Annotated in this window: 14 protein-coding genes and 1 tRNA gene; 8 read left to right on the top strand and 7 right to left on the bottom strand. The window is 57.0% G+C overall.

Annotation, left to right across the window (positions count from 1 at the left end):
* Positions 1–152: 152 nt before the first annotated feature.
* Entirely contained in the window at positions 153–1337 is a 1185-nt protein-coding gene (locus ADM64_RS07525) for an IS256-like element IS3503 family transposase (RefSeq protein WP_049193114.1), read from the top strand.
* A 123-nt stretch (positions 1338–1460) separates the two neighbouring features.
* Here ADM64_RS07525 and ADM64_RS07530 read toward each other — a convergent pair.
* A tRNA-Gly gene (locus tag ADM64_RS07530) sits at positions 1461–1531 on the bottom strand.
* Between the two features lie 265 nt (positions 1532–1796).
* Between ADM64_RS07530 and dcd the strand changes: the two genes are divergently transcribed.
* On the top strand, positions 1797–2378 hold the full coding sequence (dcd, locus tag ADM64_RS07535; protein ID WP_005511764.1) for a dCTP deaminase: 582 nt from the start codon (positions 1797–1799) through the stop codon (positions 2376–2378).
* 201 nt (positions 2379–2579) lie between these two features.
* Positions 2580–3962, top strand: a complete 1383-nt coding sequence (locus ADM64_RS07540; RefSeq protein WP_049193752.1) for a UDP-glucose dehydrogenase family protein — start codon at positions 2580–2582, stop codon at positions 3960–3962.
* Here the strand turns inward: ADM64_RS07540 and ADM64_RS07545 are convergent.
* The 3 genes from ADM64_RS07545 to ADM64_RS07555 all read right to left on the bottom strand — a co-directional run bounded on the left by ADM64_RS07545 (position 3959) and on the right by ADM64_RS07555 (position 7998).
* Positions 3959–5446, bottom strand: a complete 1488-nt coding sequence (locus ADM64_RS07545) for a YibE/F family protein (RefSeq protein WP_049193753.1) — start codon at positions 5444–5446, stop codon at positions 3959–3961. The two genes, ADM64_RS07540 and ADM64_RS07545, sit on opposite strands and share 4 nt — an antisense overlap.
* Positions 5447–5942: 496 nt before the next feature.
* Positions 5943–7313, bottom strand: coding sequence for a pyridoxal phosphate-dependent aminotransferase (locus ADM64_RS07550; RefSeq protein WP_370449407.1), 1371 nt, complete (start codon positions 7311–7313; stop codon positions 5943–5945).
* A 148-nt stretch (positions 7314–7461) separates the two neighbouring features.
* A complete protein-coding gene (locus ADM64_RS07555; RefSeq protein WP_048734412.1) occupies positions 7462–7998 on the bottom strand; it encodes a YceI family protein in 537 nt (178 codons plus the stop codon).
* A gap of 304 nt (positions 7999–8302) precedes the next feature.
* Between ADM64_RS07555 and ADM64_RS07560 the strand changes: the two genes are divergently transcribed.
* Both ADM64_RS07560 and ADM64_RS07565 read left to right on the top strand, forming a co-directional pair.
* Positions 8303–9424: a CE1758 family FMN-dependent luciferase-like monooxygenase gene (locus tag ADM64_RS07560; RefSeq protein WP_049193754.1), complete on the top strand. Its 1122-nt coding sequence runs from the start codon at positions 8303–8305 to the stop codon at positions 9422–9424.
* On the top strand, positions 9424–10191 hold the full coding sequence (locus ADM64_RS07565; protein ID WP_049171746.1) for an FMN reductase: 768 nt from the start codon (positions 9424–9426) through the stop codon (positions 10189–10191). Before ADM64_RS07560 ends, ADM64_RS07565 begins: the two co-directional genes overlap by 1 nt.
* Positions 10192–10241: 50 nt before the next feature.
* Here ADM64_RS07565 and ADM64_RS07570 read toward each other — a convergent pair whose 3' ends face one another.
* Positions 10242–10433, bottom strand: a complete 192-nt coding sequence (locus tag ADM64_RS07570) for a hypothetical protein (RefSeq protein ID WP_049171743.1) — start codon at positions 10431–10433, stop codon at positions 10242–10244.
* Between the two features lie 518 nt (positions 10434–10951).
* On the opposite strand from ADM64_RS07570, the gene ADM64_RS07575 reads away from it, so the two are divergent.
* Genes ADM64_RS07575 through ADM64_RS07585 form a run of 3 tightly spaced genes read left to right on the top strand, consistent with a single transcriptional unit; the run spans position 10952 to position 12873 of the window.
* Positions 10952–11545, top strand: a complete 594-nt coding sequence (locus ADM64_RS07575; protein WP_016421574.1) for a hypothetical protein — start codon at positions 10952–10954, stop codon at positions 11543–11545.
* Positions 11546–11590: 45 nt separating this feature from the next.
* A complete protein-coding gene (locus ADM64_RS07580; RefSeq protein WP_005511744.1) occupies positions 11591–12265 on the top strand; it encodes a hypothetical protein in 675 nt (224 codons plus the stop codon).
* Positions 12266–12273: 8 nt separating this feature from the next.
* Positions 12274–12873: a hypothetical protein gene (locus ADM64_RS07585; RefSeq protein ID WP_016421572.1), complete on the top strand. Its 600-nt coding sequence runs from the start codon at positions 12274–12276 to the stop codon at positions 12871–12873.
* A gap of 140 nt (positions 12874–13013) precedes the next feature.
* Here ADM64_RS07585 and ADM64_RS07590 read toward each other — a convergent pair whose 3' ends face one another.
* Both ADM64_RS07590 and ADM64_RS07595 read right to left on the bottom strand, forming a co-directional pair.
* The gene (locus ADM64_RS07590; RefSeq protein WP_016421571.1) at positions 13014–13667 is read right to left on the bottom strand and encodes a response regulator transcription factor; all 654 of its coding nucleotides are present in this window, start codon (positions 13665–13667) and stop codon (positions 13014–13016) included.
* A 133-nt stretch (positions 13668–13800) separates the two neighbouring features.
* A complete protein-coding gene (locus tag ADM64_RS07595) occupies positions 13801–14907 on the bottom strand; it encodes a histidine kinase (protein WP_222865557.1) in 1107 nt (368 codons plus the stop codon).
* Between the last annotated feature and the right edge of the window lie 95 nt (positions 14908–15002).

Below are 15002 nucleotides of genomic sequence, written 5' to 3' on the forward strand. Positions count from 1 at the left end.
GGGTTAAGTAAAGAAAAGTGTGTCCGCATGCCACCATAACCCCAGACCACACACCACAAATCACCAAAGAATAGCTCCCCGAAAGCTATTACCCACACCATCCCGCACCTCCGGCCACATTTGTGCTAACCGCACACCGGTTGGATTAAAGGATGACCACCAACCGCCCCAGCTGCCCACTATGCGGCAACAACACAAAGAAAAACGGCACCACCAGCAAATCAACCACCCGTTGGCGCTGCACCCACTGCGGACACTCCTTTACCCGCAACACCCAAACCCACAACAAAAACACCGCCACCATGGCTTTGTTCATCCAATGGGCCACCGGCACCCAATCTCTAACCACCTTCGCCGCACACCATGGCGTAACCAGGCAAACCATGCACCACCGATTCCGATGGTGCTGGTGGATCATCCCCACACCCACCATCGACTCATTCCGCATCCATGACCAAATCTTCCTCGACGCGACCTATCTAAAGTCCGGATGCCTCCTGATCGCAGCCAGTAAAACCCACGTCATCAACTGGACCTGGGCCAGACACGAAACCACCGCCGCCTACACCGAACTCCTACGCCCCATTGCCGCACCACTAATCGCAGTCACAGACGGCGGACAAGGTGCCCAATCAGCCATCCACCACTGCTGGCCAACAACACGCATCCAACGCTGCCTCGTCCACGCCCAACGAACAGTCTGCCGCCACACCACCAGCAACCCCCGCACCGATGCCGGCAAAACCCTCTACCGCCTAGCCCTGAAACTCACTCGCATCACCGACCTTGACCAAGCATCCACATGGGTCGCCCACCTGCACGAATTCGACCACACCTACCGGGAATGGATGAACGAGAAAACCACCATCAAAGACCCCGTTACCGGCGCCTACACCAAGGTCTACACCCACCAACGCGTCCGAGCGGCCTATCAATCATTGCTATCTCTGCACCGCAGAGACCTGCTGTTTACCTACCTGCAACCCCCACCAACAACCATCGACCCCGACAACCTTGCAGCAACAACAAACAGCCTCGAAGGTGGCATCAACGCCCCCATAAAAGAACTAGCCCGCAGACACCGCGGACTATCACTACCGCATCAACGCACAGTGATGGATTGGTGGCTGTATCTACATACAGAAGTCCCTGACGATCCGGTCAAGATCGCCAGGGACCAACGATGGGGTCAAGACGCACTTTCCACAGCAACAGACCTGATCACCCACAACACCACAGCCACTACCAATGACATCGGTGCACCAGCAGAATACGACACCGCCATCGACACCAGCTACCAACACAACCTCGGCATCCAAAAAGGCTGGATCAAATAACCGCAACACGCCCGGAAAAGACACACTTTTCTTTACTTAACCCTGTTGTGGTACCGCGGGATGTAGCTGAAAACAGCGGAAACAAAAATGAGGCTCAGCTTGACGCTGAGCCTCATTGGGCGGAGCCGATGACGGGAATCGAACCCGCGCCGCCTGCTTGGGAAGCAGGAGTTCTACCATTGAACTACATCGGCACACAGTAGGCGGAATGATTAAAAGCACGCCACGGGATTGGCACAGTAGGTGTGGCATGCAGGCAATCAGTCGCCCTCTGTAACTTCAATGTAGCACTCTCGATTCGTGTCGAAAAAATTGGTCTTGAAGACCCTCTGTCCGTCTTTTCGGGTTAAGCGCTGATCTCCTTGTAGGGCCTCATCCAGTCCTGCCCGGGGGATTCAGTGCGGGCATATCCTGCAACCCGCACACGCTGTGTATTACAGAGCGGTTAAGCTGGTCTATGTGTTGCTCTCAGATCGTGATATTCGTGCCGCTATCGATGCCGAAGGCTCCGGCCATCTCGGCATTGATCCTTTTGACCCGAAGATGATTCAGCCTTCGTCCATCGACGTGCGTCTGGACAAGTTCTTCCGAGTTTTTAACAACTCGCAGTACACACACATCGATCCGAAGTTGCCACAGGAAGAACTGACGTCCCCGCACGAGGTTCCAGAAGGGCAGCCCTTCATTCTTCACCCGGGCGAGTTCGTCCTGGCATCGACCTTGGAGTACTTCACTATTCCTCCGCACTTGGCAGGCCGCCTGGAAGGTAAGTCTTCGCTGGGGCGTCTGGGCCTGGCAACGCACTCGACCGCCGGCTTTATTGACCCAGGGTTTTCAGGCCACATCACGCTGGAGCTATCCAATGTGGCGAACTTGCCTATCGCACTGTGGCCGAACATGAAGGTCGGCCAGCTGGCACTGTTCAAGATGTCCTCGCCGGCAGAGGTGCCTTACGGTTCCGGCAAGCTCGGTTCGAAGTATCAGGGGCAGCGCGGCCCGACGCCGTCGCGTGCGTACCTGAACTTCCGCGATGAGGAATAAGGCACCTGAAACTCGGGATATGAACTCGGAATATAAATGAATTGTGAATAGCCCCGAGTGAATTCTTGGTGAAGAAATGGAAACAATTGTTCAATAAAGAGTTTTCGCAGGTGAAAAGCCTAAATATGGGCCTTTAGTTCACACCATTTAAGGGTTAAATCGGCTTGATGGCCTTTTATCTTTCGATAAATAATAGCCCTTATGCGTATTACGGTTATTGGTACGGGTTACCTTGGCGCCACTCATGCCGCGGCGATGGCGGAGTTAGGCCACGAGGTTCTCGGCGTAGATGTTGATCCCGCCAAGATTGAGGCATTGTCCGCAGGCCAAGTTCCTTTCTTTGAGCCTGGCTTGCCCGAACTGCTAAAGAAGCACGTTGAGTCAGGGCGACTACGTTTCACCACTAACTACGACGAAGCCGTTGAATTTGCGAACGTCCACTTCGTAGGTGTCGGAACTCCGCAGGTTAAGGGCTCGTACGCCGCCGATGTTCGCTATGTGGACGCCGCCATTACCGAATTGGCTAAGCGCGTCGTCGGCAAGCATTTAGTGTTTGGTAAGTCCACTGTGCCCGTCGGTACCGCACCGCGCCTGCAGGAGCTGGCTGCGAAGATGATCAGTGAGCGCGCAGCAGCTGGTGATGAGCAGTTGAAGAACACCAGCCTCGAAATCGCCTGGAACCCGGAGTTCCTGCGTGAGGGCTTCGCAGTAAAGGACACTCTCGAGCCGGACCGTGTGGTGCTGGGCACCCAGAAGCCGGGCATGATCCTCAATGGTGCGGGTCAGGAGGTCGAGTCAATCGCTGAGGACAGCCTGCGCGAGTGCTTCGGTCCTATCTTCGAGCGCGAGACGCCGCTTATCGTCGCGGACACTGCCACCGCAGAGCTGGTGAAGGTGTCGGCGAACGCATTCCTCGCCACCAAGATTTCCTTCATCAACGCGGTCTCTGAAATCTGTGAGGTCACAGGTGCGGATATCACTACGCTTGCCGACGCCATCGGTATGGACGCCCGAATTGGTCGCCGCTTCCTCAACGCGGGTCTGGGCTTCGGCGGCGGTTGCCTGCCGAAGGATATCCGCGCATTCATGGCCCGCGCCGGTGAGCTGGGCGTTGACCAGGCGCTGACCTTCCTGCGTGAGGTCGATGCGATTAACATGCGTCGCCGTGAAAAGACCGTTGACCTGGTGCGTGGTAGCTTCGGCGGCTCGCTGCTCGGCCACACCGTGACCGTGCTGGGTGCGGCTTTCAAGCCGAACTCTGACGATGTGCGTGACTCCCCGGCGCTGTCGATTGCTGGTTCGCTGTCTCTGGCGGGCGCTTCGGTGAGTGTTTATGACCCGCAGGCCATGGAGAACGCCAAGAAGAATTTCCCGACCTTGGAGTACGCACCGAGCATCGAAGCTGCCCTGGAAGGCACGGAGATGGTTGTCGTCGCCACCGAGTGGCAGCAGTTCCGCGACATCGACCCGGTGGCTGCGAAGAAGCTGGTCAAGCGTGCAGCAGTGCTCGACGGCCGCAACTGCCTGCCAGCCGACCAGTGGCGTGCCGCAGGCTGGGATGTCACCTGCCTCGGCCGCGGCTAAATGCTAGCCGCCCTCGAGCGCTTCGGAAACTTCATACCCTCCGGGGCCACGGTATAGGCGGCGATGAGGGTGGTAATCGGCACTGCGAGTACCAAAGCCACCGCACCGATGGTGGAACGCAGCAGCTCTGTGGCCACGACATCGGAGGTCAACGACTGCATCAGCGGCCGGTCGGAGACGCTTAACAAAATCGATAGCGGTAGTGCGGTGCCGAGGTACGCCAGTACCAGTGTGTAGACCATCGACGCGATGTGATCGCGACCGACGCGCATTGCCGAGCGGAAGACCTCCATAGGCCGCGACCGCGGAGCTGCTTCGTAAAGCTCCTGGACGGTCGATGCCTGGGCGATGGTGACGTCGTTAAGCACGCCCAACGCGCCGATGATGAATCCCGCCAGAAGCAGACCTGTGACGGAGACGTCAGGCAGGTAAAGCTGAATGAGCAGGTTGTCCTCGTTGCCGAGACCACGTAGCTGTGACGTGGAGATTGCGAGGTTGGCCAGGCCCGCCGCCAACACCATCGTGGTGAGTGTTCCCGCCAGTGCGGAAGCTGACTTCCAATTGATGCCATGTACGAGGAAGAGCACCGGGAAGAGGATCGCCGCGCCCGCCGTGATGGCTAAGGCCACAGGATCGCCACCGCGTAGCAGTGCCGGAACCAGGAATCCCATCACTGCGGCCAGCGTGATGCCAAGACCAATGAGGCTCAAGACTCCGCGAGTCATGCCGACGAGGATGATGAGCAGCACCGCTGCGCCGAGCCACATCCAGATGGTCGTGGTGCGATCCATGTCCAGGAAGGTGTAGGTGTTGCCGATGCTAGCGGTGTCGACAACCTGATGAGGTGCGAGGTCGACGACATTAGTGTCGGTGGCAGGAGCAGGAGCTTCGGGGGCAGCGGGGGCAGCGGGGGCTTCTGCGTCGGATTCAGGTGCTGGTTCCTGCTCCGGGGCTGGAGCTGGTGCCGGAGCCTCTGCATCAGGAGCAGGCTCACCCTCTGCGCCCTCAGGGGCAGGCGCGGGAACAACGCCGGGAGCCGGTGTCATCAACCCCGGATCCGGCACGGCACCATTGTCGACAGCTCCGGTACCGGCCGCGTTTGGACGGTGAATTGCCAGGACGACCTTGTCTCCCTCCTCCAGCTCAATCTCGCCGGGAAGGCCGGATGCTTCCAGCAGAGTCTTCTTGCCCTCGTCTGGACCCGAGGTCAGCTCAATGACCGAGAGCTGGCACTTCGGCGCCGCGGGGTCATTGAGGGAGGCCGCCAGTCCTGGCCGCGGCTGGTCATCGAAGACGCGTCCGTTGTCAGGCGAATTGCACGCGCCGACGCTGTGCTTTACGACGGTTCCCTTAACCGTCTCTGCAGCTGACGTCTGTGACTGCAGGAATCCCGGCCCTGGGCTCGGAGCTTCACCCGATGGCCAGAGCCCAATCACTGCGAGGAAAGTGGCAATACCAGCAACTGTGAGAACTGTGGCCAGCAAGCGACGTGCTCTTGTGGGGTTGTGCCGCGGTTTCGTTGGTTTTGGTTTGGCTTGCGCAGGTTCGTTTTGCCGTGCCGGTGCTGGTTTTGAATGTGCGGCAGGCTCTGCATGTCGTGCTGGGGCAGCCGAAGTTGCAGAGTTGGGTTGATTCGCGGCATTGACAGCCCGGAACCGGCCGGTAGGGGAGCCGTTGTTCGAGTTCTTCAGTACGTCGAGATGCGCACCTATGTCGGAACCCGGAGCAACGCGAAAAGGTTGCTGGTTGTCAGAGTTCATTGAATCTTTTGAATGCCTGCCCACCCTTAATAACCTAATCGCTGCACCAGCACCGGAAGGCGTACCGCCATTCCGGCGCGCCGAGCCGTAGTCATCAGCGCTATGGCCCACCTATCGATGCAATACTCACTCATCGATGCGCTCCAGTGTGTCCATAAGTGAATAGCGCATCGATATGTGAGAAGGGCAGAACCAGTAGCGTGCGCAACCTTAAGTACTGCTATTGCTTGTAGCTGACCAGGAAGTTGCCTAGGCGCTCGATAGCTTCCTTCAGGTCGCGTGCCCACGGCAGGGTGACAATTCGGAAGTGATCCGGCGTCGGGTAGTTGAAGCCAGAGCCGCCGACCATCAGGATCTTCTCTTCACGCAGGATGTCGAGCATCAGCTTCTCGTCATCGTGAATTTCGTAGACGTTCGGATCCAGCTTCGGGAATGCGTACATGGCGCCCATCGGCTTCACGCAGCTCACGCCTGGAATTGAGGTCAGTCCCTCGTAGGCGACATTGCGCTGCTCCAGCAGGCGACCGCCTGGCAAGATCAAGTCCTCGATGGACTGGTAACCGCCAAGTGCCACCTGAATGCCGTGTTGAGCAGGGACATTCGGGCACAGACGGGTGCTGGCCAGCAGGTTGATGCCCTCGATAAAGCCCTCTGCGTGGCGCTTCGGGCCAGTCAGCACCATCCAGCCCGCGCGGTAACCGGCCACACGGTAGGTCTTGGACAGGCCGTTGAAGGTGATACAGAGCAAATCCGGGGCCAAGGAGGCAGTGGAAATGTGCTCTGCATCGTCGTAGAGGATACGGTCGTAGATTTCGTCGGAAAGCAGCAGGAGCGAGTGCTCACGAGCGATATCCACGATGGCTTCGAGTGTCTGGCGTGTGTAGACCGCGCCGGTCGGATTGTTCGGGTTGATGATGACAATCGCCTTCGTGCGATCCGTCACCTTCGAGCGAATGTCTTCGACATCCGGGGCCCAGTTATTCTCCTCATCGCACGTGTAGTGGACGGCCTTGCCGCCGGCGAGGGTGGTTGCTGCAGTCCAGAGCGGGTAATCCGGAGCTGGAATGAGGACCTCATCGCCCTCGTTGAGCAGCGCCTGCGTGGTGATGGAAATCAGCTCGGAGACGCCGTTGCCCAGCCAGACGTCGTTGACGTCGAAACGGGGGAAGTCCGGGTCCATCTCATAGCGCGTGACGACGGCACGGCGTGCGGAGTAAATACCCTTGGACTCGGAATAGCCCTGTGCGTGGGGGAGAGCGCGGACCATGTCCTGCACGATGGTGTCAGGTGCATCAAAGCCGAACTTCGCCGGATTGCCAGTGTTGAGCATCATGATGCGGTGGCCGTCGGCCTCCATCTGCTCGGCGAGAGTAGTCACCGGACCGCGAATGTCGTAGAGGACGTTCTGCAGCTTGGAGGATTGGTCCAGTGTCTTCAGTGGAGTGCGGCGAGGTGCCCTGATGTTTCCACGACGGGCGGCAACACGGGCAGCACGGGACTGCTCGGCCTGAGCGGCCTGCGCAGCCTGAGCGTCCTGCGTTGTCTCGTTGGTGGTTTCGGTGCCCTGGGAAGTGTCTTTACTGGAACTCACCTGTCTAAGCATGCCACTTTTTTGCTCCCGCACCATGCTTTTCTCACAGCGGGGGCAGATTAATTGCACATTGATTGCGCAAAAGCGCCCTGCATGAGGATGCAGGACGCTTTACTGGGTTGCGGGCAGCTGGGGTTCTGGCTGCTAGTTACTGCTTAACTGCGGAGCCGTCGATCTGCAGGGAAATCTCGTTGCCAAGGAGCAGGCCGCCAGTCTTAATAGGAGCGTTGTAATCGATGCCGAAATCGGTGCGGTCAATCTTGGTGGCTGCCTCGAAGCCAACGCGAGTCTGACCCCATGGGTCTTCAGCGGAGCCGAAAATGTCGACATCCAGGGTGACCGGCTTGGTGATGCCGTTGATGGTTAGGTCGCCGGTAACGGTGGCCTTTTCTTCGCTCTGGAGCTCGATAGCGGTGGAAACGAATTCGAAGGTTGGGTTTTCGTCGGTGCCGAAGAAGTCCTTCGAGCGCAGGTGGTTGTCGCGCTCTTCATTGTTGGTGTTGATGGAGTTCGCCTGAATGGTCGCCTTTGCCGTGGAATTCTCCGGCTTGTCGGCATCAAAATTAATAACGGACTCAAACTGAGTGAACTGACCGTGGACCTTAGTGATCATTGCGTGACGAACGGTGAATCCAACGGTGGAGTGCTGTGCATCAAGAACGTAGTTGCCAGACTGAAGAGCCATAGTGAATCTCCTAAAAGTTAAAAGTATCTCGAATGTTTCGAAGTATTTTTGTCCGCCGGAACCAACTTCCGGTGTTGACGTGTCAACGATAACTCTAGATGTGATGATGTGTCAACAAAGGTCAAAGAAAATGCCGAATATTTTTTTAGAAGCGCACATCCGGTCGGGCGATCGGTTCGGGGTTTTGTCATGGCTGGGCGAGGCTCCTTTGGTTGGAGACGGTTCATATGGAGTCGTTTTAAGTGCTTATGTCCAGCATAACAGGCGTTGACATGTCAACAACTGCTATTTAGGATTGAGAATTATGCAATTCGGAATTTTTACAATTGGCGACGTCACAAAAGATCCCACGACTGGACAAATCCCTACTGAACATGAGCGAATTAAGGCAACTGTCGCGCTAGCGAAGAAGGCCGAAGAGGTCGGCCTCGATGTATTTGCTACTGGCCAGCACCACAATCCACCGTTTGTGGCACCGGCGAACCCGCCGATTTTATTAGCCAACCTCGCAGCACAGACCGAAAATCTGATTCTGTCGACCTCGACAACGCTGATTACCACCACCGACCCCGTGCGCATCGCCGAGGATTACGCCTACCTCCAGCACCTTTCCGAAGGTCGCATTGATCTCATGATGGGCCGCGGCAACACCGGGCCGGTTTATCCGTGGTTTGGCAAGGATATTCGCAAGGGAATTCCGCTGGCCATCGAGAACTATCACCTGCTGCGCACCCTTTGGCGTGAGGAGAATGTGGATTGGCAAGGTCAATTCCGCACTCCGCTGCAGTCCTTTACGTCCACACCGCGCCCGCTCGACGGTGTAGCACCTTTCGTGTGGCACGGCTCAATCCGCTCCACTGAGATTGCTGAGCAGGCCGCCTTCTATGGGGACGGCTTCTTCCATAACCACATTTTCTGGAATATCGAGCACACCACAGCCATGGTCAACCTCTACCGCCAGCGCTATGAGCACTACGGCCATGGTGCTGCTGATCAGGCAATCGTCGGGCTTGGCGGGCAGGTCTTCGCCGCTGAGACGGAGAAGAAGGCCAAGGAGGTTTTCCGCCCATACTTCGACAATGCCCCGGTCTATGGACATGGGCCATCTCTGGAAGAATTCGAGAACATCACTCCACTGACCGTCGGCACGCCTGAGCAAATCATCGAACGTTACCTGGGCTATGCAGACGCCGTTGGCGACTACCAGCGTCAGCTCTTCCTTATCGATCACGCCGGCCTGCCGCTGGAAATGGCGTTGGAGCAGGTTGAAATCCTGGGAACCGAAATCGTTCCGGTCCTGCGTGAAGAGTTCGAGCGCCGCCGTCCGGCGCACGTGCCTTCCGACCCGCCGACGCATGCCTCGCTGGTTGCCGAGGGCGCAGATTCCCCGCACCTTCTCGTCCGCCCGGCTGAAAGGAATCAGTAGTGAAAAAGCTCGTCGTCGTAAGTGCCGGTGTTTCCGATCCATCAACCACGCGCATCCTTGCCGACCGCATCGCGGAGGCCGTCGAGGCGCAGGTCTCCAAGCGTGGCGAGGGGGTCCAAGTTGAGTACGTCGAGCTGCGCGAACTCGCTGTCAGCCTCGGCACTGTGATGTCCACAGGGCTTTACGACGAAAAATTGCGCGCCGCCCTCGATACTGTCAGCGGTGCTGATGGATTGATTGCCGCGACCCCGGTGTTCGCAGCGTCCTACTCTGGGTTGTTCAAGATGTTTTTCGACGCCCTGGATAAGGATGCGCTGACTTCCATGCCGGTCATTATTGCTGCGACGGCTGGCACAGCACGACATTCGTTGGTGCTGGAGTATGCGATGCGTCCGCTGTTTAGCTACCTGCGCGGCACGGTTATGCCGACTGCTGTATTTGCAGCCACTGAGGACTTTGGTGCTGGCGATGGTGCCGGAAATGGCGCCGGCGGAGTGTCCGGCGCGGAGATGAATAATCGCGTGGTGCGTGCAGCTCGTGAGCTTGCCGAGTACCTTGTCGGTGTTCGCTCGGCCGTAGTCGGTTTTGGTCCAGATTTTGGGAACGAAGCTGAAGAAAAGGGTGCGGAGCATTCAGCGGGCGGGGCCAGCGAGGGGAATCGGGGTGTTGGCGAGCCGAACCAGCGACGCAGTACAAACACGCGGGTGGATACTAATGTCACGGATTTTGCCACACTGCTAGAGGGGCTCGACGGCACCGCGAAGTAGCCGCGCTCACGTGAAGGGGCGGCAGAGGAGGGGTAGGGGGTCAGCGCTCTTTAGCGGCACCACGGGAGGTTGTAGTAGTCGCAAGAGAAGGTATCGGAAAGAGCGTATTCCTTAACCTGCAGGTCGTCGCTGCTGGTCGTAGCTGTCGGTGCTGCGGTAGCGGTCGGGGCGCCGGTCAGCGCGCCCAGGGAAAGTGCTGCGGATGCAATGGTGGTAGCAAGAACGGAAGTGCGTCGAAACATTAGGTAGTACTCCGAAAGATATCTGCCTCGGCAAAGTGTCAGGGCTTTGTGGACTGCCGGACTTCGCCAGTGATTAATAAAGAAATCATAACTATTTAATCAAGAGTGTGAAGTGTGGAGGTCTCTCTACCTGCCCGCGCCTGGGGGTGGCCATTCGGCTACTCTCTGGTGTCTTTATGTAGGTGGGCTAGTGGCCGAAATGTTGATTGTCTAGTACCAAGTGGCCGACCGAGGCATTTTTGAATTGGTTCAAAAGGCGTAGTTCTGATGCGATTGAATTGATCGCCGAAATCTTATTGTGGCGCCCATAATCGCTGGTCAAAGTCAATTAGATGTCGTATTTTCGCGTGGTAGAAATCGGTGAGATTCCATTTTTACTATGTGGATAATCGCTGCGGCCGTCGTAAAGCCAGTCGAAAATTTTCCATTACAAAACGCTGAATTTCGACTTACCTTTGCAGGTGTCAGTTCAAGTATTTCCTTACGAGTTGCTCGTCACATCCTGAAAGGATTTCGCCGTGAAGAAGACCCTGCTCTCCGGCTCCATTGCAGCCCTGGTCACCATGTCCTCGCTGGCTGTCGCCCCGATGGCTGAAGCTGCCCCAGCCCCCACCCCGGGCACTGTCGGTGGCACTTGCTCCGTTGAAGGCCAGTCCGGCCAGTCCCTGAAGATCACCGGCTCGAAGTTCGAGGTCGAAGGTACTGCGACTGTCGCTAACTACGGCGACACCGACCTGCCGCTGACTCAGACCCTGAAGGAAGGCAAGACCAAGTCCTGGAACGTCGGCGGTTCGGTCGACTTCGATTTGCTCAAGCTCTTCCACGTCACCTTCAGTGCCGGCTACCAGTCCACTCAGACCTGGGAAGTTGGCCAGACCCTCGGCCCGTACCCTGTCAAGCCCGGCTACACCGGTGTTCTGGAGTATGGCTTCCTGAATCAGTCCTTCGAAGGTACTCACCTGACCTGTAAGGGCGGAAAGTGGATTGACGCGGGTCGTCCGTACTGGGGCACCATCCCGAAGGAGCGTCACATTCGCGTTTCCATGCGCGCCAACGAAGCTGACCGCTCCGTGGACGGTGCTGCTCCGCAGGTCAAGGAGTACGCCGTTTAAGACGGCCAGAGCCCCTAAAGCCTCGAAGCAGAAGGAAGTTTCTCCATGTTGAGCCTGAAAAAGAAGGCCCTGGCCTGCGCGGTGATGGGTGCAAGTCTTCTTGCACCAGGCATCGTTGGACAGGCCGCGGCGACCCCGCTGACCCAGACCCCTGACCAGGATGAGCACCACACCGGTTTCACCAATACGGATAAATGTGACCCGGTCAAGGATGCCAAGCGTCACCCCTGGGAACAGTGGATTACCGACGAATGGGACCGCTACAATGGCACTAACTCATTCACCAACCGCACTGACCGCCCTATTCAGTACACCCTCGAGGTGACAGAGGGAGTCAACGAGTCTGTGAAGGCCATGAGCTCCGGAAATATGTGGGACGTGTTCCTCCACGGGGTGAAGAACAAGTACGGCATCGTCGAGGTCAGTCAGTGGTCGGTTGGCGACAAGCTGGGCCCGGTGACCGTCAACCCCGGTGAGACCGTTCGCGCAGACTACGGCGTGCACATGAAGTCCTTCATTGGCCGTGTTCGCACCTGTGACCAGAAGACCGGCCTGTGGCGCGGTGAGCCCTACTTCGGTGAGTACAACGGCAAGGGGCCGTCGACTCGCTTCGTGGTCTGGCACAAGACCACCAAGGAGGGCGAGCACCGTCAGCAGTGGGCGCCTGTCAGCGGTAACTCCGGTGACGGCGGCCCGGCATCCGCCACGATTAACGACTAGGAGCAGTTATGAAAAAGCGTGTTGTCGCCATGTGCTTGACGACGGTCTTTGCGCTCGGACTCGGTGCTCCGACAGCGGTGGCCGCCCCGAATCCAGGAGCCGGTGAACCGTTCGCGCCGGAGGAGTGGGTACCAGTGCCCAAGCCGGCGGCAGTTGACCGCGGTCCGGCACCGGGAACCACTTGTGAAGCTCCGGGTTCGGTGGCTGAGTTCGTGGAAATCACCGGCTCTCGCTACGACGTTGAGGGCGTTGTTTCTACGAAGAATGACATCGGTGATGAGCCGATTCCGCTGACGCAGACCATCAAGGAGTCCAAGACCAAGAAGTGGTGGACCAATATCTCTGTCAGTGTGAAGGTCAGTAAGGAGCTCAACCGCAAGTACTCCTGGGAATACTCCCGAGAGATGGTTTGGAGCCTCGGGCAGAAGATCGGACCGTACGAAGTGCGCAAGGGTGAAACTGGTCGTCTGAGCTGGGGATTCCTGGTTGACGAGTTCGCCGGACAGACTGTTCGCTGCAACGCCAACTCGAAGACGTGGGAGCCAATTGGGCGCACCTACTTCGGTGTGGCTCCGCGCGAGCGACATGTCGAGGTGACCATCCAGTAGTTACACAGTTCTCTCTCCACACTCAGCACGGGTAAAAGGGGCATATTCGCGAAAGTGAATATGCCCCTTTTTGCTATCCATCTCGGGCCTGCAAAGGCTCAATTCAGAGCCGCTAACCGGCCAAATCTCAGAGCCCCTGGTTATTCTGCGGCAGCGGATGCCGGCGGGTGGAAGCCTGCGTCTATTGCTTTCAGCGCCAGGTCCAGGCGAGAGGTAGCTCCAAACTTATTGAACATGCTGGAGAGGTGCTTCTTGATAGTGCCCGGCGACTTGCCGAGTTCCTTGGCGATGTCGTGGTTTGACTTACCGCGGCAGATCAGGCCGAGAACCTCTCGCTCGGCTTGAGTGATCTTGTACGAGGAAATGTTGCGGGACGGCAGGGTTTTAATCAGCCGAGTCGCAGAAATCGGTGAGATGACGGTGCCGCCCTGGAAAACATCTTCAACGGTGCCAATGACGGATTCCGGGCGGGCAGTTTTGAGAATGTAGCCATTTCCGCCGAGACTCAAGATTTTCAGCATTGTTTCATCGGTATCAAATGAGGTGATAGCGATGAATTTCGGTGGATTCTCCACCTTCTTAATGCGCTCAAGTAGCTCAACGCCGTCCATGTTAGGCATATGAATATCGGTCAAAACTACGTCAACGCCACCACGGGCAATAATGTTGAGAGCCTCGTGGCCATCGCTGGCTTCATCGACCACGGTGATATGCGGTGCCTTCTTGAAATAGGTTCGCAGCGTCGAGAGTACAAGTGGGTCGTCATCGACAATGAGAACCTTAATGTCAGACATCCGCGAACCTTTCATAGAAGTTATAAAAACCGAACAATATCTGTCATCGTGTGATATTACTACGCTAACCAGGACTTTTCGAGAGATATCTTCGTCACAGGCGGCTACTACATCAATCTTACGCTAGCGTAACCTACTGGTTGGTAGGTGGCATGTGGAGTTTGCAATTCCACACATTTCCTTCTCGTTCTGACGTGATGGAACCGTCCCACGGTCGCACTCGCCGATGCAGTGAGGAAAGCCCCAAACCGCTCGAGAGCATCGCCCGCGGCAGAAAATGCGGTAGCGCCTTCGATATCTGATTGCTGATGTCGAGCGTGAAGCCATCTTCCTCATTGCTCAGCGCCAGAATGTGAACGTTCGTTTGCGGTTCGCCGTACTTCTGAATGTTCGTGCAGAACTCCGACAGCGCCGGCGAGATAACCTCTGAAATCTGCGTCAAAGAGGGCTCGGTTTCAATCTTCGTGGCCAGCGAAACGTTAAACCCAGCTTCCTGCAGTTCATCCTTGGCCTGTTGGAGCACCTTGTTCATGCTGGGAACTCGCTCATCCTGGCCGATAGCTGAGGTCAAAGAACTCTCGTCGTCAGCTGATTTCAGCAATGAAAGCAACTGGCGAAGCTGTAGCAGGCCTTCTCGGGAGGTCTCTGCGATGTCCTCCAGGGATTCTTCAAGTTTTTCATCGGTCCCTTCTCGCTCGATGGCGAGCGCCTGCGCCAGCATGGTTACGCGAGTAAAGGACTTGGCAGTGGAGTCGTGCAGTACGGTCGCCAACTCAAGGCGTTGCTCTTCCAGAGCGCGGTTAGATTCAATCGTTGCCCGCCGGCGTTGTTCTTTGTAGCGACTGCGCATCATGCCGATGGCGTAGGCAATTACAAAAAGCAGTGTTGTCACAAAGGTCGCGACATGGTCACGTGCGAAAGTACTTGTGTTGACGTCGTAGTTTGAGATCACCAACAAGAGCAACGCAGTGATTCTCGCCGGCATCTTGTTGTTGTTAGCACGCATCACTTCCACGATGAGAAGCGCGCAGAAAATCTGCATTGGAGCCTGCTCTGTGGGAAGGAAAGTCAATGCCAAGAAATTCGCTGGGACAACCACCATGGCAAAAAGTGGCAGATAGGTCGCCACTGCAACAAGAATGACCTGAAGGCCACCGATAATGGTCGGCAACAACAGATCAGAGTTGCTCTCGCGGAAAATTAGCGCATCGAGAGCCGTGAGAACCAGCGCAATGACCATCTCCACTGACCCTGGAGTCCTCAGAAAGTCCCTTATCTGTGACAGCGATTTCTTAATCACTACGCCAAGACCTCTTTCCACACCACAACGCGGTC

This window comes from Corynebacterium sp. 401_CJEI, from assembly GCF_001076435.1.
GTDB classification, from domain to species: Bacteria; Actinomycetota; Actinomycetes; order Mycobacteriales; family Mycobacteriaceae; genus Corynebacterium; species Corynebacterium jeikeium_D.

Bases quoted from the DNA above. Each gene is read 5' to 3' on its own strand.
- ADM64_RS07570 (WP_049171743.1), bottom strand. From the start codon at position 10,433: ATGTTTCGACGCACTTCCGTTCTTGCTACCACCATTGCATCCGCAGCA.
- ADM64_RS07560 (WP_049193754.1), top strand. From the start codon at position 8,303: ATGCAATTCGGAATTTTTACAATTGGCGACGTCACAAAAGATCCCACG.
- ADM64_RS07540 (WP_049193752.1), top strand. From the start codon at position 2,580: ATGCGTATTACGGTTATTGGTACGGGTTACCTTGGCGCCACTCATGCC.
- ADM64_RS07595 (WP_222865557.1), bottom strand. From the start codon at position 14,907: ATGGTCATTGCGCTGGTTCTCACGGCTCTCGATGCGCTAATTTTCCGC.
- ADM64_RS07585 (WP_016421572.1), top strand. From the start codon at position 12,274: ATGAAAAAGCGTGTTGTCGCCATGTGCTTGACGACGGTCTTTGCGCTC.
- ADM64_RS07580 (WP_005511744.1), top strand. From the start codon at position 11,591: ATGTTGAGCCTGAAAAAGAAGGCCCTGGCCTGCGCGGTGATGGGTGCA.
- ADM64_RS07590 (WP_016421571.1), bottom strand. From the start codon at position 13,667: ATGTCTGACATTAAGGTTCTCATTGTCGATGACGACCCACTTGTACTC.
- ADM64_RS07525 (WP_049193114.1), top strand. From the start codon at position 153: ATGACCACCAACCGCCCCAGCTGCCCACTATGCGGCAACAACACAAAG.
- ADM64_RS07555 (WP_048734412.1), bottom strand. From the start codon at position 7,998: ATGGCTCTTCAGTCTGGCAACTACGTTCTTGATGCACAGCACTCCACC.